The sequence below is a fragment of the Saccharopolyspora hirsuta genome, from assembly GCF_008630535.1.
GTDB classification, from domain to species: domain Bacteria; phylum Actinomycetota; class Actinomycetes; order Mycobacteriales; family Pseudonocardiaceae; genus Saccharopolyspora; species Saccharopolyspora hirsuta.
In genome coordinates, this window is the sequence record NZ_VWPH01000003.1 from 549,388 (window position 1) to 570,786 (window position 21,399).

Genomic DNA, 21,399 nt, shown 5'->3' on the forward strand with positions numbered 1-21,399 from the left:
GGGCCGTCAGCGGATCTTCTGGACCTGGGTGTTCTCCGCGTTGAGCGGGGTGCCGTCGGCGCTGGTCGGTGCGATCTCCGGTACCGGGGTGCCGTGCTGGTCGACGAGGGCGGAGCGGGGTTCGCCGGGTTCGAAGGCGTGGCGCTCGCCCCACTGCCGGAGGGTGAGGACGACCGGGAAGAGGTCGCGGCCGGTGTCGGTGAGCACGTACTCCCGGCGGCGGCCCGAGGGGGCGGTGCGCTGGTCGAGGAGTCCGTGGGCGGTCAGCTTGCGGAGGCGGTCGGTGAGGATGTTGCGGGCGATGCCGGTGCGCCGCTGGAACTCGGTGAACGAGCGCGCCCCGTCCATCGCGTCGCGGATGACGAGCAGGCTCCACCGGTCGCCGACGAGGTCGAGCGCGCGGGCGACGGGGCAGTCCGGGTCGGTCCAGTTCGGCGGCACGGCACCTCCCGATGAGTTGCAGATTGAAACCATTGTGCCGTACGGTCTCGATCGGTTGCGAATTGCTACTGATTGGGGTTGGACGTGGGGCGTCGGTTGCTGCTCGCGGTGGTGTGCGGTGTCGCCGTGGCGAGCATCTACGCAGCACAGCCGGTTCTGGAGCCGATGGGGCGCGAGCTCGGGGTACCGGCGGAGCTCGCCGGGTGGATCGTCGCGACCGGTCAGATCGGCTACCTGGTCGGGCTGGTGCTGCTGGTGCCGCTGGGCGATGTCGTCGACCGGCGTCGGCTCATCGCCGGGCACCTGGCGCTCACCGCGGTGGGCATGGTCCTGGCGGCTTCGGCGTCGGTCGCGTGGGTGGCGTTCGCGGGGCTCGCGGTGGCCGGGGTGTTCGCGGTCGTGGTGCAGACCGCGGTGGCCTACGCCGCGTCGATCTCGGCACCTGCTGAGCGCGGGCGGAACATCGGCGTCGTGACCTCGGGCGTCGTGGTCGGCATCCTGGGCGCGCGGGTCGTCACCGGCGCGCTCGCCGAGGTGTGGGGTTGGCGGAGCGTCTACGCCGTGCTCGCGGTGCTGGCGCTCGCGCTGGCGGTTCTCGTCCTCGTCGTGCTGCCCCCGGAAGCCAGCCGGGCCGCGGGGTACGGGCGGGCCGTCGCCTCGCTCGGCGGGTTGTTCGGGCAGCGTCTCTTCCTGACGCGCGGGCTCATCGCGTTCTTCCTGTTCGCGTCGTTCGGGACGCTGTGGAGCGGGCTGTCCCTGCCGCTGGCGGGCGTGCTCGGCGAGAGCCAGATCGGGCTGCTCGGCCTGGCCGGTCTCGCCGGTGCGCTCGGCGCGGCGCGGGCCGGACGGTGGGCGGATTCCGGGCGGGCGGTCACCGGGCTCGCGCTCGTCCTGCTCGTCCTGTCGTGGGCGTCGATCGCGCAGCTGCCGTGGTCGTTGTGGCTGCTCGTCGCGGGGATCGTCGTGCTCGACTTCGCGGTCCAGGCCGTGCACGTGAGCAACCAGCACCTGCTCACAGCCGCGCACCCGGACCGCACGAGCAGCGTCATCGGCGGCTACATGGTCTTCTACTCGCTCGGTTCCGCGCTCGGCGCGGCCACGACCACCGCCGTCTTCGCCGCTTGCGGGTGGGGCGGATCCAGTCTGCTCGGGGCCGGGTTCGCGGTGTGCGCGCTGGTGGTTTGGGCAGTCGACAGGCGCAGCGCGGCTCAGCCGGTGCCGAGCATGGTGAGGTAGGCGTCGAGCTGGGCCGCCCCGGCGAGGAGGTTGCGGCTGCGCGTGGTCAGCCGCTCCTGCCAGGCGTCGAGGAAGGCGGCCAGCGCGTCGGCCCCGCCCGCTTCGCGCAGCGACGCAATGAACTGCGCGACCTTGGGCAGCGGGTAGCCGCCGCGGCGCAGTTGCCGCGCGATCTCGGCGTCGCGCACGGAGTCCGGCCCGTATTCGCGGTAGCCCGTCGCCCGGTCGCGTTCGGGGTGCAGGATCCCCTGGGCTTCCCAGGAGCGCAGCGTGGCCGGGTGCACGTCGAGCCGGTGCGCGAGTTCGCCCACGGTCAGCGGGCGGACCGGGGCCGGGGGTGTGGTGGACAGGGCGCCCAGGGCCGCGGCGACCTCGGTGCGGGTGTCGCGTTCGGCGAGCAGCTCGACGTGCGCGGAATCGATGAGCCGGTAGGCGGATTCGGTGTCGCCGCGGTGGGTCGCGCGCATGATCTCGATCGCCTGCTGGTGCCCGTGGCCGCGGCGCAGCGCGATGAAGGCGCGCAGGGCTTGCGCGTGCAGGGGCGTGTAGCGGCGGTAGCCGGTCTCGCTGCGCTCGGTCGGCGGGAGGACGCCCGCCTCGTCGTAGTTGCGGACCGCTTGTGCGGACAACCCGTGCTCGCGGGCTAGGTCGATGGGGCGCAACCGGCACCTCCGATTGAGGCTTCGAGCGTCGATGGCCAGGTGGAACTTGCCCGAGTTTCACTCGGATCTTCAACGATACGGTCGAAGGTGGTGTTGTTCCGGAAAGGGGTGCTCATGGTGCTGGAGATCGGCCGCCAGCTCGACGATTCGGCGAGCCTGGGGCGCGCCGTGGACGATCTGCTCGGCTCGCCGACCCTGCTGGCGCTGGGCGAGCCGGCGCACGGGATCGAGGCGTTTCCGCTGCTGCGCAACGAACTCCTCGCCCAGCTCGTGGCGCGGGGTTACCGGTCGATCGCGCTGGAGACCGACTACTTCGCGGCATCCACAGTGGACGACTACGTGTCCGGTGCCGGGATGGACCTCGACGAGGTGCTCGCGACCGGGTTCAGCCACGGATTCGGTGCTGTGCCGGGAAACCGCGAACTCCTCGAATGGCTCCGCGCGCACAACGCCGACCGCGCGCCGCAGGACAGGGTCCGCTTCTACGGCTTCGACGCGCCCGTGGAGTTCTCCGGTGCGCCGAGCCCGCGGCAGGCGCTGTGCTCGGTCGTCGAGTACCTGCCCGCCGCGCTGCGGCCGGAGTCGGTCCGCGACTTGGACGCGCTGCTCGGTGACGACGCGGACTGGACGAACGAGGCGGCGATGTACGACCCGGCGGCGTCCATCGGCAACTCCGACCGCGCTCGCGCCCTGCGCAGCATCGCCGACGACCTCGCCAGCGCGCTGCGCACCCTGCGCCCCACTGCCGACGTCGCCGCGCACGCGCGCACCGCCCAGGGCCTGCTGCGCTACCACGCGGCCATGGCCAGCTCCGGGCCCGATCGCATCGCGACCTTGCTCGGCGTGCGCGCCGAGATGATGGCCGAGAACCTGCTGGCGATCGTCGCCCAAGAGCAGCACCGCGGGCCGAGCCTGGTGTTCGCGCACAACGCGCACCTCCAGCGCGCGGGCGGCAGCGCCGGTGCGCTCGTCGCGCGCACCCTCGGCGACCGCTACGCGTTCGTGGCCACCGACGCCAACCCCCGCAGCGTCCCGGGCACCCTCCAAGGTGCGTTGGCCGAAGCGACCGAGCGCCGCGCCCTGTTCCCGGCAGCGGCCCTGCGCGCTGCGCTTCCCCCGTCGATCGCTGCGGGGGAACCGATCGTGCGCGGCCACCTCCCGCTGCAACCGGCGGAGCTCGACGGCGCGGACGCCGTCGTCTTCATCGCCGACACCGACGGGCGGCAGCGATGGCCGGATGTGACAGGAGATCGTCATTGAGGACACCGGGCGGGGCGGTGAGGATGGGTTCATGTCCGTTCCGCACCGCGTCGTCATCGCGGTCTTCCCGGATGTCGACCTGCTCGACGTCACCGGCCCGGCCGAGGTCTTCGCGCTGGCCAACCGGGAGGCCGGGGCCGGGTACCAGGTGCGCCTCGCCGCGCCGGTCGCCGGGGAGGTCCGCACGTCGGCCGGGGTGCGGATCGTCGCCGACGCGGCGTTCGCCGACGTCGGCGCGGAGGTGGACACGCTCCTGGTGCCGGGCGCGGTCGACATGACCGACGACGGCCCGGTCGCCCGCATCGACGACGAGGTGGTGGCGTGGGTGCGGGAGACCGCCGCGCACGCCCAGCGGGTCGCGTCGGTGTGCGTGGGAGCGCACGTGCTGGCCGCGGCCGGGCTGCTGGACGGGAAGACGGCGACCACCCACTGGTCGACCGCCGCCCAGCTCGCCGCCGAGCACCCGGACGTCGCGGTCGACCCCGACCCGATCTTCGTGCGCACCGACTGCGGTCGGCTGTGGACCGGGGCGGGGATCAGCGCCTGCCTGGACCTGGCGCTGGCCCTGGTGGCCGAGGACCTGGGCGAGCAGACCGCGCTGGCGGTGGCCCGGCACCTGGTGATGTACCTGAAGCGGCAGGGCGGGCAGAGCCAGTTCTCCGTGCCGCTGAGCCGACCGGCCGGTCGCCGGGACATCGACGAGCTGCGGGTGTGGATCGCCGACCACCTCGACGCGGACCTGTCCGCGCGGGCGCTGGCCGACCGGATGTGCCTGAGCGAGCGGCACTTCGCCCGCGTCTTCAAGCAGGAGACCGGCACCAGCCCGGCCAGCTACGTCGAAGCGGCCCGCGTCGAGCTGGCGCGCCGCCTGCTGGAGACCACCGACCTGCCGCTGGACCAGGTCGCGGCGGCCGCCGGGCTCGGGTCGGCGGAGACCCTGCACCGGGCGTTCCGCCGCCAGCTGGCCACCACCCCGGCGGCCTACCGCAGGCGCTTCCGCACCCCAGCCGCCTGACCTCGCCGAGCATCCCCCGGCACCCGGGGACTACTTCGCATGCCCATTTCACGAGAGGACGTTCCATGACATCCAAGACCCTGCGCGACGTGATCGGCCTGGACCCCCGGCCGCCGCGGCTGAGCGAGTCCGCGCTGATCCTGATCGACGTCCAGAACACCTACCGCACCGGGGTCATGGCCCTGGACGGCGCGGAGGAAGCGCTGGCCGCGGCAGCTCGCCTGCTGGAGCGCGCGAGAGAGGCGGGGACGCCGGTTGTCCACGTCATCAACGACGGCGGCGAGGGTTCGCCCTACGACATCCGCGCGCACATCGGTGCCATCAGCGACGAGGTCGCGCCGATCGGCGGGGAGCCGGTGGTGGTCAAGCAGTTCCCCAACTCCTTCCACGCCACCGACCTGGAGAAGACGCTGCAGGACCTCGACGTCGGCGGCGACCTGGTGCTGGCGGGCTTCATGACGCACATGTGCGTCACCTTCACCGCCCAGGGTGCCTTCAACCTCGGCTACCGGCCCACGGTCGTCGCCGAGGCGACGGCCACCCGCGCCCTCCCGGCCCCGGACGGCACCCCCGTGCCCTCCGCGGCCCTCCAGACCGCGGCCCTGACCACGATCAACGACCTGTTCGGCCTGGTCGTCCCCACCGTCGAAACCCTCCGCGACTGAACCGCAGGCGGGGCGCGGCACTCCTGCCGCGCCCCGAGCGTCCGATGTGGACCGTTCCGGTGGGGTCGACACTGGCGGACATGCCCGCGTCGCCGAACGAGCTGGCAGACCTCACCGAGGCCAGCCCGGTATCACGGCCGTCCGAGGAGTGGTGACGACTGCAATTTCGATTGAAATCGCAGCCTCCCCAAGCCGACCACCCACCGCTTCGAACCCGAAACCAGCCCCCTCCACAACCGCACCTCGTCTCCTCGGCGTTGCCCGGGTATCACCACGATCCCCGAGGTGCCAGCCCAAGAGCGCCGCACCTGCAAAAACCCGTCGCAGCCCGCCGAGGGGCTCTGCTAACGTCGTCGTCGTGAAGCGCGCTGGTCTGACTACGACGCCGGACGACGTCCCGGCGCGCTGACTGCTGTTTTCCGAAGCTCCGGGGCGGGTGCCCCGGAGCTTCGTCGTGTGGTCACCCGCCTCATCCCGGTGAGGAGACCACCATGCACGACCACCGCAAGCTCGGCCGCGAGCTGGGGCTGTTCGACACCGACCCGCTGATCGGCGCCGGGCTGCCGTACTGGTTGCCCGACGGCGCCGTCGTCCGGCACGCCCTGGAGGAGTACGTCCGCGAAGTCGAGCGGCGGGCGGGGTACCGGCACGTCAGCTCCCCGGTGCTGGGCAAGCGCGAGCTGTACGAGATCTCCGGCCATTGGGCGCACTACCGCGACGACATGTTCCCGCCGATGGACCTCGGCGGCGAGCAGGTCGTGCTGCGCCCGAGCCTGTGCCCGCACCACGCGGTCATCTACCGGTCCCGCTCGCACAGCTACCGGGAGCTGCCGCTGCGGATGGCCGAACTCGGCGGCATGTACCGCTCGGAGCTGTCCGGGGTGCTCGGCGGCCTGACCCGCGTGCGGGCGATCCAGCTCAACGACGCGCACATCTTCTGCACCCTGGACCAGGTCGCCGACGAGGCCTCCGCCGCGCTGGAGATGATCGGCAACGCCTACGCCGCGATGGGCATCCGCCCGGCCCGGTACCGGCTCTCGCTGGCGGGCGAGGGCGGGAAGTACGTTGCCGCGCCGGAGAACTGGAGCCGCGCCGCCGCGCTGCTGACCGAGGTCCTGGAGCGCAGCGGGCTGGAGTACGAAGCCGTCGAGGGCGAGGCGGCGTTCTACGGCCCGAAGATCGACGTGCAGGTGGCCGACAGCGCGGGCCGCGAGTCGACCCTGTCCACCGTGCAGGTCGACTTCCACCAGCCCGAGCAGTTCGACCTGCACTACACCGGCGCGGACGGCGCCAAGCACCGCCCGGTCATGGTGCACCGCAGCATCATCGGCAGCGTGGAGCGGGCTGTCGCCCACCTCGTCGAGAGGCACGGCGGTGCCTTCCCGGCCTGGCTGGCCCCGACCCAGCTCGCGGTGCTGCCCGTCTCCGACGCCGAACTGCCGCACGCGCAGCGCTTCGCCCAGCAGTGCCTGGAAAGAGGCCTCCGCGCGGAGGTTTCGGCCCCCGGCCGGGGAAGTCTCGGCGCTCGCGTCCGAGAAGCGCGCCTGGTGCCGTACCAGCTGGTGATCGGCGCGAAGGAGGCCGCCGACGGCCTGGTCTCCGCCCGCCTCCGCGACGGCCGCCGCCTGGATCCCCAGCCAGCCGCCGAATTCCTGGCCCGCATCACCGACCTCATCACCAGCCGCAGCACCGACCTCTGGCGTTAGTCCAAAGTGGATGGACCGTCAGCTGCGGCGGGCCAGGACGTGCGCCTGCGGGGTGCGCTCGGTCGGATCGGCCTCGCGCTCCAGCGGGCCGTCACGGTGAACCCGGCCTGCCGCAGCAGGTCGGCCAAGCGAACGGTCGTCCAGCGGTGGCCGAGCGCCTCGGACAGGTGCAAGGGCGGCTCGTCGCCGACCTGGAACGCCTTCGGTGACGGCCGGGCACGGTAGCGCGCCCCTTTTCCGGGAGGGGTGGCAACCGCAAGCGCCGTGGGACGTCTGGACGGGTATGAACACCCAACGCATGCGGAACGACTGGGGCGCACCGCCACCGGCTCACGTCCGGGGGCCCGCACCGCGTCGGCGGCGGGGCCGCAAGGGCCTGGTGCTGCTGGTGCTGGTCCTCCTCCCGCTGGTGTTCGGCGGATGGCTCTGGTTCCACGTCGATTCGTCGATCAACCGGATCAGCGCCTTCCCGGACTACTCGGGCCGCCCGGCCGCGGGCGCGGGCACGAACTGGCTCGTCGTCGGCTCCGACAGCCGCGACGGCCTCGACCCGGAAACGGCCGAGACGCTGCACGTCGGCGAGGCCGAAGGCCAGCGCACGGACACGATCATGATCGCGCACGTGCCGGACAACGGCACCCCGCCGACGCTGATCAGCATCCCGCGCGACTCCCAGGTCCCGGTGCCCGGCCACGGCCGGACCATGATCAACGCGGCGTTCGCCCTCGGCGGCCCGGAGCTGCTGGCGCAGACCGTGGAGCAGGCGACCGGGCTGCGGATCGACCACTACGCGGAGATCGGCTTCGGCGGCTTCGCCGGGCTGGTCGACGCGGTGGGCGGTGTGGAGCTGTGCCTGGACCGGGAGATGCACGACACCAAGACCGGCCAGACGCTGCAGGCCGGTTGCCAGACCCTGGACGGCGAGAAGGCGCTGACGTTCGTCCGCATGCGCTACAGCGACGCGACGCCGCGCTCGGACCTCGACCGCGTCGCCAACCAGCGCAAGTTCATCGGCGCGCTGGTCGAGGAGGCGTCGAGCTTCGGCACCCTGATCAACCCGTTCCGGACCTACGCCCTCGCCGACCGCGGCGCGGGAGCGCTGACCATGCTCGAACCGGACGGCCCCGGCGACCTGCTGTCGCTGGCGTGGGCGATGCGCGGCATCTCCTCGGGCGGGGTGGTGACCACGACGGTCCCGGTCACCGACGCCTCCGCGCACCGCTGGGACAAGCAGAAGGCCGGTGAGCTGTTCGAAGCGGTCAACAACGACCAGCCGATCCGCGAGGACCTGATCGTCGAGTGAGTCGTGAGTGGGAAAACCGGCTGGAGGCGGCTTTCCCACTCACGACCGCTCACCGGCGCGGCGGCTTCATCTCCAGCGGGACCCCGATCAGGTTCAGCGCGTTGATCAGCGAGACCTGCGCGACCAGGTGCCCGAGCTCGGCCTCGTCCGGGAAGGCCTTGCGCAGCGAGTCCCACAGCTCGTCGGTGACGTGCTCGCGGCGGGTCACCGCCTCGGCGTAGGCGAGCGCGGCCCGCTCCCGCTCGTCGAACAGCTCCGACTCCTGCCACACCGGCAGCTGCAGCAGCCGGTCCTGGTCCTCACCGGTGCGCAGCGCTTCCCGGCTGTGCATGTCGACGCAGAACACGCAGCCGTTGATCTGCGACACCCGGATCTTGACCAGCTCGCGCACGGTCTCGTCCAGCGGTCCCTTCCGCAGCGCCGCGTCGGCCTGCTTGAACCCCGCGTACGGCTCGGGGGCGGTCTTGCCGAGATCCAGTCGTGCCATGGTTTCCTCTCCCATCAAGCGTTCACCAGGGAGACGATTCGGACCGCGCGAACGTGACCGCGCGCAGCTTCCGCGGGTTGAGCTGGCGCCGGAACGCGCTGATCCGGCCGTCGGCGACGGAGATGGTGTCGACGCTGTGGACGCGGCCGTCCCGGTAGGCGACCAGCGCGGGCTCGCCGCCGACCTCGACGATGTCGACCCGGTTCAGCGACCACTGCCGACCCACCCGCAACACCACCCCGAACACGGCAGGCCGGTGCTCCGGCCACTCCTCGGTCAACCGCACGCGTCCCCCTGAAATTCGATTGCCCTCCCGCGCCGACGCGCGGAAACTGTCCGGCGACCGGTCGTCCAGCGGCGGAGGAACCCATGCGCCGACTCCTCGAAATGCCCCGACTTCCCCAGCGGAACGAGCACTTCGAGGACCATGCGCATCCTGAACATCGGAATCCTGGCACACGTCGACGCGGGTAAGACGAGCCTGACCGAGCGCCTGCTGTTCGACACCGGCGTCACCGACCGCCTGGGCAGCGTCGACGCGGGCAGCACCCGGACGGACACGGCAGCGGTCGAGCGGCAGCGCGGCATCACCGTCCGATCGGCGGTGGTGTCCTTCGCCGTCGGCGGCACCCAGGTCAACGTCGTCGACACCCCCGGTCATTCCGACTTCGCCGGGGAGGTGGAGCGCGCGCTCGGCGTGCTCGACGGCGCGGTCCTGGTGCTGTCCGCAGTGGAGGGAGTGCAGGCCAGGACCCGGGTCCTGCTGCGCGTCCTGCGCGAGCTCCGGCTGCCGACCCTCGTGTTCGTCAACAAGATCGACCGGCCGGGTGCCCGCGCGGCCGAGCTGCTGGCGGAGGTGGCTCGCCACGCGCCGGTGGTCGCGATGAGCGAGGTGCACGACATCGGCACGCCCGACGCCCGCGCGGTTCCAACACCGCTGGACGCGGAAGTGCTCGCAGAGCAGGACGACGAACTGCTCGCGCGCGTGGTGGACGGCCCGCCGCCGACGCCCGCCGAACTGCGCGCCGCGCTCGCCGACCAGACCGCGCGCGGTGCGGTGCACCCGGTGTTCTTCGGATCGGCCCTCTCCGGACAAGGCGTCCCCGCGCTGATCGGCGGCATCGCCGAACTGCTGCCGCCCGCGCACGATCCGGGCACGACCCCGCAGGGCACGATCTTCGCGATCGAGCGCCGGTCCGGCCGCAAGACCGCCTACCTGCGGCTGTTCGCCGGTGAGCTGACCGCGCGCCAGCGGGTGACCTTCCGCCGGGACCCCGGCACCGAACTCACCGGTCAGCTCACCGGGCTGGAGGTGGTGGGGCGCGCGGCGGACCGCATGGTGGCGGGCGACATCGGCCGCATCACCGGGTTCCCCGGCATCCGCATCGGCGACCGGCTCGGCGACCGCGACGTGCCGAGCCCCCGGTTCACCCGCCCGACCCTGCGCACCGTGGTCCGCGCGCGAACCCGGTGAAGGTCCGAGGCTGCACGCCGCGCTGCAGCAGCTGGCCGAGCAGGACCCGCTGATCGAGGCGAGGTCGTTGCCCGGCGGGGCGACCGAAGTCCTGCTGCACGGCGAGGTGCAGAAGGAGATCATCGCGTCCGCGCTGGCCGACGACTTCGGCGTGGCGGCGGTCTTCGAACCGAGCCGGGTGGTGCTCCTGGAACGACCGGTCGGCGTCGGCGAAGCGGTCGAGGAGATGGGCCACCGCGCGCCCGGCCCGAGCGGTTTCTGGGCGACGATCGGACTCCGCGTGGCGCCCACCGGACGGCCGACCGGGGTGGTCTTCGACCACGAGACCGAGCTGGGCGCACTGCCCCTCGCGTTCCACCGCGCGGTCGAGGAGTCGGTGCACGCCGCGATGGCGCGCGGCCCGCAAGGCTGGGCGGTGACGGATTGCGCCGTGACCATGACCCGCTCCGGCTTCGTCGGCCCGGTGAGCACGGCCGCCGACTTCCGCGGCCTGGTGCCGCTGGTGCTGCGCCGCGCGCTGGAGCAGGCGGGCACGCGGGTTTACGAGCCGTGCCACGAGTTCGAGCTGGAGGTCCCGCTGGACGTGCTGGCCGAGACCACAGCGCGGCTGAGCACCCACCGCGCGGAGATCGCGGAGGTGGTCCAGGCGGGAGCGGCGTGGTCGATCCGGGGCTCGGTCCCGGCGCGCGAGGTGCCCGAGATCCAGCTCTGGCTGCCGGATCTGTCACGCGGTGAAGGCACCTGGTGGTCCCGTCCGGATGGCGACCGACCAACGTGATCGCCCTGTTGGGCTAACCGAAATTACGCCAGGTAGTCCATTAGCGTCGCACCCGTTTCACCCGGAAATGTCAGCGGAAACGGGTGCTTTCCGCGTCCCCGACGAGCGAAGGAACAGTCTTGCTGAAGCAGATCCGCCGAGTGCTGCTGGCCGCCACCCTGATCGCCGGAGCCGCGGTGGCCTCCGCGACGACGGCCCCGGCGCAGGGTGAACTCCCCAGCGTGCTCCACCTCTCGCTGAACACCGAGGGTTCCTCGGTGCAGCGCACGACGATCCTGGAGTGCCACCCGGCGGGCGGTGCGCACAAGTTCGCGCAGAAGGCCTGCAGCGACCTCGAACTGGTCCAGGGCGACTTCCGCCGGATGAACGTGAACCTGGCCCGCGCCTGCACCCTGGAGTACCTGCCGGTGACGGCGAAGCTCGAGGGCAAGTGGCGCGGCAACGTGGTCAGCTACACCAAGAGCTACCCCAACGCCTGCGCCATGAAGAACGAGACGGGCGTGGTCTTCGACCTCTGACCCGGACGTCCGACCGGCGGCGAAGAACCGCGAACTCGCGGCTTCTCGCCGCCGCGTAGGCTGCGCGCAGCGAGGAGATCCGAGCGGGAGGTGCCCGGTGCCGGAGATCGAGTGGTCCGACTTCGAGAAGGTCGAGCTGCGCGTCGGAACGATCGTCGAAGCGGAACCCAACGAGAAGGCCCGCAAACCGGCCTACGTCCTGAAGGTCGACCTCGGCGACCTCGGCGTGAAGACCTCCAGCGCCCAGATCACGGACCACTACGCCCCGGAAGACCTGCGAGGCCGCCAGGTCCTGTGCGTCTGCAACTTCGCCCCGAAGCGAATCGCGGGCGTGAAGTCGGAGGTCCTGGTGACGGGGGCCCACGACGAGAACGGCAGCGTGGTCCTGGCGGGCTTCACCCACCCGGTCCCCAACGGAACCCGCCTCCTGTGAGCCCCCTCCCGTTCCCGGAGCCGACGAACCCCGCGAACTCCCGCGCCGAGGTCTTCATCGGCTACCTGGACTTCTTCCGCTCCCGAGTGATCGACAAGATCCGCTCCCTGCCGGAGCACGAACTCCGCACCAGCCGAGTCCCCTCCGGCTGGACGCCCCTGGAACTGGTCAAGCACCTGACCTACGTGGAATTCCGCTGGATCGAGTGGGGCTTCCAAGGCAGGAGGACCGAAAACCCCTGGGGAGACCGGAAAGACGACCGCTGGTACGTAGACCCCTCGGAAACCGCCGAAGAACTCCTGCAAAACCTCCAAGCCCAAGGCCACCACACGACAACGGTCATCACGACGACGGATCTGTCGGAGCGCGGCCAACCGGGCCCCCGCTGGCGAGGAGCAGAACCGGCAACCCTGGAGAGAATCCTCTTCCACCTCCTCCAGGAGTACGCCCGCCACCTAGGCCACCTCGACATCGTCACAGAACAAGCCCACGCACAAACCGGCGAGTGACAAGGACCGGACCAGCCCTGTGGGGTCGTGCCCACCTTGAAAGTTTCACTCTACTGGACGGCGTTTGATTTTCCTGTGAGCAATACGATCCAAGTGTGTCGCTGTGGGGAAATTTAAGGGACAAGGTAAGTAAGTTTCAAGAGGGTCGTCCTCTGGCCAAGCTTGCTCGGCTCTCTGATTCGGACAGCACCTCGTGGAACTTGGATCATATCAAAAGTAGGATAATTGACGCGGAAGAGCTTCTTGATTTGAAGCTGCTCTGGCGCAAGATATCCATACTGTGGTTGATCATCGCGAGCGTCGCGATGCTGGCATTCCTGTTTATGGGAATGATCTGGAAGCCAGCTTGGATTCAAGGCTGGGAAAATCTGCTGGCTGTCCTTGTTGTGGCGTCGTTGGCGGTTTCGCCGGTGCTGATCTATCGGCAGTACAGAACCATTAGGAAGATTCGTGTAACGATACGCAAGATACACATAGTGTATAGGCGAGTTAAAAGCGAAAGGGGTTATCCGGGTTCGAGTAGCGACGACGTCGACAAGGTCCTGGCAGAACAGAAGCGCTACAGGGACGAGCTGCCAGAAGTGATCTCGCAGTACAGGGACGAGGCGAACAAGTACAGGAAGGTGCACAATCGCCTACAGAGTGTGATCATCATCGGCTCTGTGCTTACTTCCGCAGTGACAACTGCTTCGGTTTCGTTTGCGGAGGTTCGATGGGTTGCGGTTGGAATCAGTGCGGTAGTCGGGCTAGCGGCGGGGTTCACTGGTTACTTTAAGTATAGGGAGCGTAGTTTCAACCTGCAGCAGACTGCGGACGCCATCGAGCGCGAGGTTGAGTCCGTGGAGTTGCGTGTCGGCAAGTATGCCAATATGGACGAGCGGAAAGCTTATATGAACTTCGCATCCACGGTTGAATCCCTTCGTGACGAGCAGAATAAGCGCCAGCAACAACTTGATCAGCCGGTCGAGGTGAAACGCGACGAGTACGCGTGACTCTTGGAATTTTGGTTATGGTCTGCTGGTTTGGTGCTTCTCAGGAGTTCGCCAGGCGAAGGTGGTGAGACGTACCGCGGATTCCACTCGTGCGCGATTCGTTCCCAAAGCTGTAGGGGTTGTTCTGGATAGATAAAATTCCTGGCGGGTGCCAAGGTTAAGGCAAGGCGCTGATCACGGGAGTTCTGGTGGCGTGGTGGCGTAGCTTCCACGTCAGGCCGCGCCGCGGCTGTCCCGGTGCCTCGTGAGTGCTGGTCAATAAGCAAGGTGGGTACAGCACTCGCCGCAAAGAACTCACCGGGAGACGGCCCGTGCCACGCCCCAGCTACTCCGCGCTGCTGCTTCGGCAGAAGGCTGGTCGGCAGCCCAGGCCGGGTACGGCACTCATCGCAGGGAGCACTCGGGAGGCGACCCCCGCGCCGTGGGGGGTTTGGGGGGTTCGAACCCCCCAATGAAATGGCGAGGAGCCCCGGTCCGCGCTCTCCGTGGACACGGGGCTCCCAGCTCCGAGCGGATGACGGGAATCGAACCCGCGTTCTCAGCTTGGGAAGCTGATGTTCTACCATTGAACTACATCCGCGTTACCTCTTGTTCGAGGCGATGACAGCCTAACACGGTGGGGCGCGAAGATCGTAACCGGGCTCCCGATACGCTGTGGGCGTGTTGCTGAGTGACCGGGACCTGCGCAAAGAGCTCGACGAGGGGCGCCTCGAACTCGATCCGTTCGACGCCGCCATGATCCAGCCGTCGAGCATCGACGTGCGGTTGGACCGCTTCTTCCGGGTCTTCGACAACACCCGGTACACGCACATCGATCCGTCGCAGCAGCAGGACGAGCTCACCTCGCTGGTGGAGACGCCGGACGACGATCCGTTCGTGCTGCACCCGGGCGAGTTCGTGCTCGGGGCGACGTTCGAGTCCGTGCGGTTGCCGGACGACCTGGCCGGTCGGCTGGAGGGCAAGTCGTCGCTGGGGCGGCTCGGTCTGCTGACGCACTCCACCGCGGGGTTCATCGACCCCGGGTTCACCGGGCACATCACCCTGGAGCTGTCGAACGTGGCGAACCTGCCGATCACGTTGTGGCCGGGGATGAAGATCGGGCAGCTGTGCCTGTTCCGGCTGTCGAGCCCCGCCGACTTCCCGTACGGGTCGAAGGAGGCCGGGTCGCGGTACCAGGGGCAGCGGGGGCCGACGCCGTCGCGGGCGTACCTGAACTTCAAGCGCTCCGAGACCAAGCGGTGACGCTGCGCGGTCGTTGTTGATCTTGTTTTACCTGGTGGTGTCATAGCCACCTGGCACTTCCTGCGCTTTCGGTGACGGTGAGCTACTTCACCCTGAATCGAATAAGCAAGATGGGGGTTCAGAACTTAGGATCCCCTCCGCCCGACGTTCTGGAACGATTCGCAACGGAGCGGTCGACGTGCGGGCAGCAGGAGTACTCGATGTCCGCAATGCAGTCGCGTGCCTCGGGCGCTGCCACCGAGCACCTCGGGCACGTGGTGATGATCGCCGGGGCAGCTGCGCTCGGCGGATTCCTCTTCGGCTACGACACGTCGGTGATCAACGGCGGTGTCGACGCCATCCAGAAGCACTTCAACGTCGGTTCCGCGCTGACCGGCCTGACCGTGTCCTCCGCGCTGCTGGGCTCGGCGGTCGGGGCCGGGATCGCCGGCGGGCTGGCCGACCGGATCGGGCGGATCCGGGTCATGCAGCTGGCCGCCGTCCTGTTCATCATCAGCGCCGTCGGTTCGGCCGTGCCGTTCGCGATCTGGGACCTGGCGATCTGGCGGGTGGTCGGCGGCGTCGCCATCGGCATCGCCTCGGTGATCGCACCGGCCTACATCGCGGAGGTGGCGCCCGCCGCTTACCGCGGGCGGTTGGGGTCGTTGCAGCAGTTGGCGATCGTGCTCGGGATCGCGGTGTCGCAGCTGGTCAACTACGCGTTGGCGCAGGCCGCGGGCGGTAGCGCGTCCGGGATGCTCGGGCCGCTGCAGGCCTGGCAGTGGATGCTCGGGGCCGCCGCGGTGCCCGCGGTGGTCTACCTGGTGGTCGCCTCGACCATTCCCGAGTCGCCGCGCTACCTGGTGGCCGTCGGCAAGCTCGACCGGGCCCGCGAGGTGCTGGCGCAGGTCGAGTCCGGTGACCCGGACGAGAAGGTCGCCGAGATCAAGGCCGCCCTCGGCGGGGAGCGCAAGCCGCGGTTGAGCGATCTGCGCGGGCGGCTCGGACTGCTGCCGATCGTGTGGGTCGGCATGGCCATCGCCGCGCTGCAGCAGTTCGTCGGCATCAACGTGATCTTCTACTACTCGTCGTCGCTGTGGCACTCGGTCGGCATCGACGAGAGCAGCTCGCTGCTGCTGAGCCTGTTCACGTCGATCGTGAACATCGTCGGCACCTTCGTGGCCATCGCGCTGGTGGACAAGATCGGCCGCAAGCCGCTGCTGGTGATCGGTTCGGTCGGCATGGCCGTGTCGCTGGCGGTGACCGGCTGGGCGTTCAGCTTCGCCGAGGTCGTCGGCGAGGAGGCGCAGCTGCCGTTCCAGTGGGGTGCGGTGGCGCTGGTCTCGGCGAGCGCGTTCGTGCTGTTCTTCGCCGCGTCGTGGGGCGTGGTGATGTGGGTGCTGCTGGGCGAGATGTTCCCGGTCCGCATCCGCGCCGCCGCGCTGGCCCTCGGCACCGCGACGAACTGGATCGCGAACTGGCTGGTGACGGTGAGCTTCCCGAGCATGCGGGACTGGAACCTGCCGGTCACCTACTTCATCTACGCCGCGTTCGCGCTGATCTCGGTGGTGTTCGTGGTGAAGTACCTGAAGGAGACCAAGGGCCGCTCCCTGGAGGAGATGGGCAGCTGACCCAGGTCCTGGAGCGAGGGCGGTCCCCGGTCGGGGGCCGCCCTCGTCGTTTGTCGGCGACCTGTGGCAGCCGCACCGCGACGGGGCGCCTGACCTGCGGTTGAAGATTTTTTCCGGGTTCCGGGAACAACGCGGCCCGGTTGTGCGTATTAGTTACCGTACACAGTACGGAAGGAAGTGCGCATGGCGATCACCCCGTTCCGCCTCGACGTCCCGCAGCGCGACCTCGACGACCTGCGGGAGCGCCTGGCCCGCACCCGCTGGGCCGACGAGGTCCCCGGACCGGGCTGGAGCTACGGCCCGCCGCTGGGCTACCTGCGGGAGCTGGCGGAGTACTGGCGCGACGACTACGACTGGCGAGCGCAGGAGGCGCGGCTGAACGAATTCCCGCAGCACACCACCGAGATCGACGGCGCGAACATCCACTTCCTGCACGTCCGCTCGCCGCGGCCGGACGCGCTGCCGCTGCTCATCACGCACGGCTGGCCGAGCTCCGTCGCGGAGTACCTGGACGTGATCGCGCCGCTCACCGAGGCCGGGTTCCACCTGGTCGTCCCGTCGTTGCCGGGGTACGGGCTGTCGGGGCCGACGTCCGACACCGGGTGGGGCGCCGAGCGCGTCGCGCGGGCCTGGGCGGAGCTGATGCGCCGCCTCGGCTACGAGCGGTACGGCCTGCAGGGCGGCGACTGGGGCACGTGGATCTCCCGCACGCTGGCGATCAACGAGCCGGAGCGGGTGGTCGGACTGCACACCAACGGCATGATCACCTTCCCGTCCGGCGACCCCGACGAGTTCGCGAAGCTGACCGACGCCGACCGCGCGCGGATGGCCCGGTGGCAGCGCTACACCGACGAGCTGTACGGCTACAAGCTGATCCAGTCGACCAAGCCGCAGTCCCTGGCGTACTCGCTGGCGGACTCCCCGGCGGGGCTGCTGGGCTGGATCGTCGGGGTGCTCAAGGAGTGGACCGACTGCGAGGACACCCCGGAGGACGCGATCGACCGCGACCGCATCCTCACCACGGTGATGCTCTACTGGCTCACCAACACGGCGGGCTCGGCGGCGCGGTCGTTCGTGGAGACCCCGGACAACTCGGGGAAGGCGGAGGCGGAAGGCGTCATCGAGCAGCTGACCGGCGGCACGGTCCCGCACGGCGTGGCGGTGTTCCCGAAGGACGTCCTCGCCCCGGTGCGGCCGTTCGCGGAGCGCATCAACAACGTCGTGCGCTGGACGGAGTACGACCGCGGCGGCACCTTCCCGGCGATGGAGGAACCGGACGTCTACGTCCGCGACGTGCGGGAGTTCTTCGCGTCGCTGCGGTGATGGGTGCGTGAGTGCTTTCTGGGGCTGTGGCACCAGAAAGCACTCACGACCCCCGGGCGGCCGAACTTCTCCTGCGGCCAGAGCCGGGTGGACGTCAATTTCTCGCGAAGTTGGTGCCCGCTCCGCTCAGGGTGCGGGCGTGCTGGCTGCTCGGGGACACCGGGTTAGACCAGGCGAAGGCCATCGCGATGGCCAGGACCAGGGCGCTGAGCAGGAGGAACAGCCAGGGCGGGAGGTGCTGCGCCTTCCGGCTGAGCGGTCGCCGGGGGACGTCGGGCGGCTCGGCCTCGTCCAGCACCAGGGGCTCGATGATCGCGCGGATGCCGCTGTTGACCTCGGCGACCTCGTTGGCCAGCGCTCGGCACCGGGAGCAGTCGCGCAGGTGGGACTCCACGATGAGCTCGTCGCGCTTCGACAGCGCGTTGCGGGCCCAACCGCCCAGCCGGTTGATCACCGTCCGGCAGCGCGGGTCGGACACCTCGGCCAGGTGCGCGTTCAAGTACTCCCGGCGCAGGCCCTCGCGCGCCCGGTAGGACAGCGCGGACACCGCGTTAGGGCGGAGCCCGAGCAGCGGCGCGGCCTCGGCGGGCGTCCGGCCCTTGATCTCGGTGTGCCAGAGCACCTTCTGCCAGTTCGCCGGGAGCCGGGCGAAGGCCTTCGCCGCGAGCGTCCGCTCCGCCGCGTCCACCGCGGAGTCCTCGACGGGGTCCACCGATTCGTGCCCCGCCACGGTCTGGACGTCCTCGACGAGGTGGACCTTCCGGGCGGTCCGGGAGCGGTCGTAGGCGAGGTTCCGCAGCGTGGTCAGCAGGTACGCGCGGAACGCGATGGTGGGCCCGCCGCCGGTGGTGAGGCTGTCGAGGACGTTGGCGAACGCCTCGGACACCAGGTCGTCGGTCTCGGTGTCGGAACGCGAGAGCTGCCGCGCCGTCTTGTAGGCGGCCCGAACGTGCCGCTGGTAGAGCTGCGCGTAGGCGCCCTTCTCCCCGGAACGGACCAGCTCGACCAACTCGGCGTCGCTGACCTCGGGCGTCTCGGCCATCATTCCTCCGCATCCGGTTCCGGTCGATACCGGGACGCGGCGGCCGACGGCATATGACGCCGGAATTCGCAACTCGATGTGTGCGCCTGGCTACCCTGGGGCTGATCTTGGGGGTGGGATGCAGGAGCCAACGGTCCGCAACGAGGTGAGCGGCAACGTCGGGGCTGCGGTGCAGGCCGGGCACATCCACGGCGACGTCCACATCCACGCCAGCACCACCGGTCCGGGCCTGGGTTCCCTGGCTCCACCAGCGCTGACGCACGACGTGCGGGGTCGCGACGACCTGGTGGCGCAGGTGGTCGAGGAGCTGCGGGCCGGGCAGAGCTGCGTCCTGCACGGCGCTGGCGGCTACGGCAAGACGACGGTGGCGCAGCGGGTGGCGGCGGAGCTCGGGGCGGAGACCTGGTGGGTCGACGCGTCGTCGGAGCGGAGCCTGCACGACGGGCTGCGCGAGGTCGCGCTGCGCGCGGGCGCGAGCCCGCAGGAGGTGCGCGAGGCGTGGGAGGGGCGCGGTCATGCCCCGGACCTGCTGTGGCGGCAGCTGGCCCGGACCGGGTCCCGGTGGTTGCTGGTGCTGGACAACGCCGACGACGTGCGCGTGCTCGGGGCCGGGCGGCCGATCGCCGAGCAGACCGGCTGGCTGCGCGCGACCAGCGGCGTGCTGATCACGAGCCGCGACGGGAACCCGCAGTCCTGGGGCGGCCTCGTCCGGCTGCACGCGATCGAGACGCTGCCGGTCGCGGACGGCGCGCAGATGCTGCTCGACCGCGCACCCGATGCCGGTTCAGCCGAGAGCGCCGGTGAACTCGCCCAACGCCTGGCGGGGCTCCCGCTCGCGCTGCACTTGGCGGGTCAGTACCTGGCCGTCGTCGCAACGATGCCGCAGGTGCCGGGCCTCGATCTGCCGGTGGACTTCGCCAGCTACCGGGCGGCGCTCGACGACCGCTGGCCGGAGGTGACGGAACTCCCGGAGACGCCGTACCCGCTGGCGGAACGCGAGACGCTGCACCGCACCTGGGAGCTGTCGCTGGATCTGCTCGCCGAGCGCGGATATCCGACCGCTCGCCCGTTGCTGCGGTTGCTGTCCCACTTCGCCGACGCGCCGATCCCGCTGGAAGTGCTCCGCACCGAAGTCCTGGCGATGTCCCCGGTCTTCGCCGGGATGACCGCGGTTCACCTGGCCGCGGTGATCAAAGCGCTGGCCGGTGCGGGCCTGGTGGCCTCCGACAGCTCGTACGGCGCGGAAAACCCGGTCCTGCGCCTGCACCCGGTCGTGCGCGAGACGAACCGCTACCTCGGATGCCCGCAGGCACGCGCGAACAGCGCGGCGCACTCGATCGCGCTCGTGTCGGCCGCGGCCGCGAACCTCGAGGTGACCGATCCCGGTACGTGGCCGCGCTGGCGGCTGCTGCTCCCGCATTGCGCGTCAACGCTCGACGTTCCGGACGGGGTGCGGGATGCGGTGCTCGTCCTGGTCGCGTTGACGTGCGAGCGGGCGACCAGGTTCTGCGTCACCGACGGGCTCGTGCTGCACGGCATCGACCTGGCGCGAACCGCGTTGTCCAGACTCCCGGAGACGGGCTCCGAGGTGCGCGGCACCCTCCTGGGCACTCGCAACAACCTCGCCGCGATGCTGCTCAGCCGGGGTGATCTGGCTGCGGCGGAGGAGGAGTTCCGCATCGCGCTGGAGTCCGTGCCCGCCGTCTTCGGCGCGGACGACGTCAGAACGCTGGGCATGCGGCACAACATGGCTGACCTGCTGCGCGCTCGCGGCGATCTGGAGCGGGCGGAAGCCGAATTCCGCGCGGTGGCCGAGCTGGCGGCTGAAGCCCTAGGCGCGACGGACTCCACAACGCTGAGCATGCGGCACAGCCTCGCCGGGGCGTTGCGGGCCCGCGGTCGGCTGGCGGAAGCCGAGGCGGAGTACCGGGAGGTCCTCGAACTGCGTCGGCGAACCCTCGGCGCGGAGCACATCCTCACCATGACCACGCGGAGCGAACTGGCCGGTGTGCTGCGGGCTTCGGGTGAGCTGGAGGTGGCGGAGGCCGAGCTCCGCGAGCTGCTGGACTGGGCGGTCGACACCCTGGGCGACGACCACCACCGCACCCTGATCACCCGGTCCAACCTCGCGGGCGTGCTGGCGGACCGGGGCGAGCTGGAGCGCGCGGAGTCGGAGCTGCTCGCTGTCCTGGCGGTGGCGGACCGGGTTTGGGGCGTTGACCACCCCTACTTCCTGGACGTGCGCGGCCAACTCGCACTTGTGCTGCTGGAGCAGGGGAAACTGGTGGAGGTCGAGGCTGTGCTGGGCGAGGAGCACGCAGCGGATCCGATTCCCCCTGAAGCGCGCTGACGTCCACGTCGTGCGCGGCTCTCCCGGAGGTGGCCGCGCTGGTCGATACTCCGGAAAAGCCGAGGGCCCCTCCAGGCGTCTGGAGAGGCCCTCGCGGTGGAACCGTCAGCTGCTGGCGGCAGCTGCGTCTTCGGTGTCCTTGTTCTCGCCGCGTTTCACCGCGGAGAGCAGGAGCTGGGCGACGTCGACGACTTCGACGGATTCGGAGGCGACCTTCTCGCTCTGTCGGGCGGTCAGGCCGTCGGAGAGCATGACCTTGCAGAACGGGCAGCCGGTGGCGATCTTCGACGGTGCGGTGCCGAGTGCTTCGTCGACGCGTTCGACGTTGATGCGCTTGCCGATGCGTTCTTCCA

General features: G+C 70.1%; 21 protein-coding genes, 1 tRNA gene and 1 pseudogene. 16 read left to right on the plus strand and 7 right to left on the minus strand.

The genetic code is table 11. From position 1 onward, the window contains the following. Window positions 1-6: 6 nt before the first annotated feature. On the minus strand, window positions 7-441 hold the full coding sequence (locus F1721_RS08675; protein WP_246154527.1) for a winged helix-turn-helix transcriptional regulator: 435 nt from the start codon (window positions 439-441) through the stop codon (window positions 7-9). A gap of 78 nt (window positions 442-519) precedes the next feature. On the opposite strand from F1721_RS08675, the gene F1721_RS08680 reads away from it, so the two are divergent. After that, window positions 520-1,677: an MFS transporter gene (locus F1721_RS08680; protein ID WP_150066017.1), complete on the plus strand. Its 1,158-nt coding sequence runs from the start codon at window positions 520-522 to the stop codon at window positions 1,675-1,677. On the opposite strand, the gene F1721_RS08685 is transcribed toward F1721_RS08680, so the two are convergent. Continuing rightward, window positions 1,650-2,339 carry a MerR family transcriptional regulator gene (locus tag F1721_RS08685; RefSeq protein ID WP_150066018.1) on the minus strand — a complete coding sequence of 230 codons (690 nt, stop codon included), beginning with the start codon at window positions 2,337-2,339 and terminating at the stop codon, window positions 1,650-1,652. The genes F1721_RS08680 and F1721_RS08685 overlap by 28 nt on opposite strands. A gap of 90 nt (window positions 2,340-2,429) precedes the next feature. Between F1721_RS08685 and F1721_RS08690 the strand changes: the two genes are divergently transcribed. The 5 genes from F1721_RS08690 (at window position 2,430) to F1721_RS08710 (ending at window position 8,288) form a co-directional block, all read left to right on the plus strand. Then, window positions 2,430-3,599: an erythromycin esterase family protein gene (locus F1721_RS08690; protein WP_246154529.1), complete on the plus strand. Its 1,170-nt coding sequence runs from the start codon at window positions 2,430-2,432 to the stop codon at window positions 3,597-3,599. 31 nt (window positions 3,600-3,630) lie between these two features. Beyond that, window positions 3,631-4,614, plus strand: coding sequence for a GlxA family transcriptional regulator (locus F1721_RS08695; protein WP_150066019.1), 984 nt, complete (start codon window positions 3,631-3,633; stop codon window positions 4,612-4,614). A 65-nt stretch (window positions 4,615-4,679) separates the two neighbouring features. Beyond that, window positions 4,680-5,279 carry an isochorismatase family protein gene (locus F1721_RS08700; RefSeq protein WP_150066020.1) on the plus strand — a complete coding sequence of 200 codons (600 nt, stop codon included), beginning with the start codon at window positions 4,680-4,682 and terminating at the stop codon, window positions 5,277-5,279. A 491-nt stretch (window positions 5,280-5,770) separates the two neighbouring features. Beyond that, on the plus strand, window positions 5,771-6,985 hold the full coding sequence (thrS, locus tag F1721_RS08705; protein ID WP_150066021.1) for a threonine--tRNA ligase: 1,215 nt from the start codon (window positions 5,771-5,773) through the stop codon (window positions 6,983-6,985). A 298-nt stretch (window positions 6,986-7,283) separates the two neighbouring features. After that, window positions 7,284-8,288 (plus strand): LCP family protein, encoded by a 1,005-nt coding sequence (locus F1721_RS08710; RefSeq protein ID WP_246154531.1) that lies wholly within the window; start codon window positions 7,284-7,286, stop codon window positions 8,286-8,288. Between the two features lie 49 nt (window positions 8,289-8,337). On the opposite strand, the gene F1721_RS08715 is transcribed toward F1721_RS08710, so the two are convergent. Further along, entirely contained in the window at window positions 8,338-8,775 is a 438-nt protein-coding gene (locus F1721_RS08715; RefSeq protein ID WP_150066023.1) for a carboxymuconolactone decarboxylase family protein, read from the minus strand. Between the two features lie 22 nt (window positions 8,776-8,797). Beyond that, window positions 8,798-9,061 carry a hypothetical protein gene (locus tag F1721_RS08720; RefSeq protein ID WP_150066024.1) on the minus strand — a complete coding sequence of 88 codons (264 nt, stop codon included), beginning with the start codon at window positions 9,059-9,061 and terminating at the stop codon, window positions 8,798-8,800. 141 nt (window positions 9,062-9,202) lie between these two features. Here F1721_RS08720 and F1721_RS34935 point away from each other — a divergent pair, with 141 nt between their 5' ends. The 6 genes from F1721_RS34935 to F1721_RS08745 all read left to right on the plus strand — a co-directional run bounded on the left by F1721_RS34935 (window position 9,203) and on the right by F1721_RS08745 (window position 13,479). After that, window positions 9,203-10,249, plus strand: a complete 1,047-nt coding sequence (locus tag F1721_RS34935; RefSeq protein ID WP_246154540.1) for a GTP-binding protein — start codon at window positions 9,203-9,205, stop codon at window positions 10,247-10,249. Window positions 10,250-10,316: 67 nt separating this feature from the next. Further along, the gene (locus F1721_RS34940) at window positions 10,317-11,027 is read left to right on the plus strand and encodes a hypothetical protein (RefSeq protein ID WP_246154541.1); all 711 of its coding nucleotides are present in this window, start codon (window positions 10,317-10,319) and stop codon (window positions 11,025-11,027) included. 119 nt (window positions 11,028-11,146) lie between these two features. Next, on the plus strand, window positions 11,147-11,545 hold the full coding sequence (locus F1721_RS08730; RefSeq protein WP_170301402.1) for an SSI family serine proteinase inhibitor: 399 nt from the start codon (window positions 11,147-11,149) through the stop codon (window positions 11,543-11,545). A gap of 97 nt (window positions 11,546-11,642) precedes the next feature. Then, entirely contained in the window at window positions 11,643-11,978 is a 336-nt protein-coding gene (locus tag F1721_RS08735) for a tRNA-binding protein (protein WP_150066026.1), read from the plus strand. Continuing rightward, complete coding sequence (locus tag F1721_RS08740) at window positions 11,975-12,487, plus strand: mycothiol transferase (protein WP_150066027.1); 513 nt, start codon at window positions 11,975-11,977, stop codon at window positions 12,485-12,487. The genes F1721_RS08735 and F1721_RS08740 overlap by 4 nt, the downstream gene beginning before the upstream one ends. Before the next feature lie 95 nt (window positions 12,488-12,582). Beyond that, on the plus strand, window positions 12,583-13,479 hold the full coding sequence (locus F1721_RS08745; protein ID WP_246154542.1) for a DUF4231 domain-containing protein: 897 nt from the start codon (window positions 12,583-12,585) through the stop codon (window positions 13,477-13,479). A 509-nt stretch (window positions 13,480-13,988) separates the two neighbouring features. On the opposite strand, the gene F1721_RS08750 is transcribed toward F1721_RS08745, so the two are convergent. Further along, window positions 13,989-14,059, minus strand: a tRNA-Gly gene (locus F1721_RS08750). 80 nt (window positions 14,060-14,139) lie between these two features. Between F1721_RS08750 and dcd the strand changes: the two genes are divergently transcribed. The 3 genes from dcd to F1721_RS08765 all read left to right on the plus strand — a co-directional run bounded on the left by dcd (window position 14,140) and on the right by F1721_RS08765 (window position 17,654). Next, on the plus strand, window positions 14,140-14,721 hold the full coding sequence (gene dcd / locus F1721_RS08755; protein ID WP_150066028.1) for a dCTP deaminase: 582 nt from the start codon (window positions 14,140-14,142) through the stop codon (window positions 14,719-14,721). 200 nt (window positions 14,722-14,921) lie between these two features. Beyond that, window positions 14,922-16,331: a sugar porter family MFS transporter gene (locus F1721_RS08760; protein WP_150066029.1), complete on the plus strand. Its 1,410-nt coding sequence runs from the start codon at window positions 14,922-14,924 to the stop codon at window positions 16,329-16,331. Window positions 16,332-16,514: 183 nt separating this feature from the next. Further along, window positions 16,515-17,654 carry an epoxide hydrolase family protein gene (locus tag F1721_RS08765; protein ID WP_150066030.1) on the plus strand — a complete coding sequence of 380 codons (1,140 nt, stop codon included), beginning with the start codon at window positions 16,515-16,517 and terminating at the stop codon, window positions 17,652-17,654. A 94-nt stretch (window positions 17,655-17,748) separates the two neighbouring features. Here the strand turns inward: F1721_RS08765 and F1721_RS08770 are convergent, their stop codons facing one another. Next, window positions 17,749-18,696, minus strand: coding sequence for a sigma-70 family RNA polymerase sigma factor (locus tag F1721_RS08770; RefSeq protein WP_150066031.1), 948 nt, complete (start codon window positions 18,694-18,696; stop codon window positions 17,749-17,751). A 118-nt stretch (window positions 18,697-18,814) separates the two neighbouring features. On the opposite strand from F1721_RS08770, the gene F1721_RS08775 reads away from it, so the two are divergent. Beyond that, window positions 18,815-21,046: a tetratricopeptide repeat protein gene (locus tag F1721_RS08775; protein ID WP_170301403.1), complete on the plus strand. Its 2,232-nt coding sequence runs from the start codon at window positions 18,815-18,817 to the stop codon at window positions 21,044-21,046. 105 nt (window positions 21,047-21,151) lie between these two features. Here the strand turns inward: F1721_RS08775 and F1721_RS08780 are convergent. Then, window positions 21,152-21,399, minus strand: a pseudogene (locus F1721_RS08780) ((Fe-S)-binding protein); the annotation flags it as partial.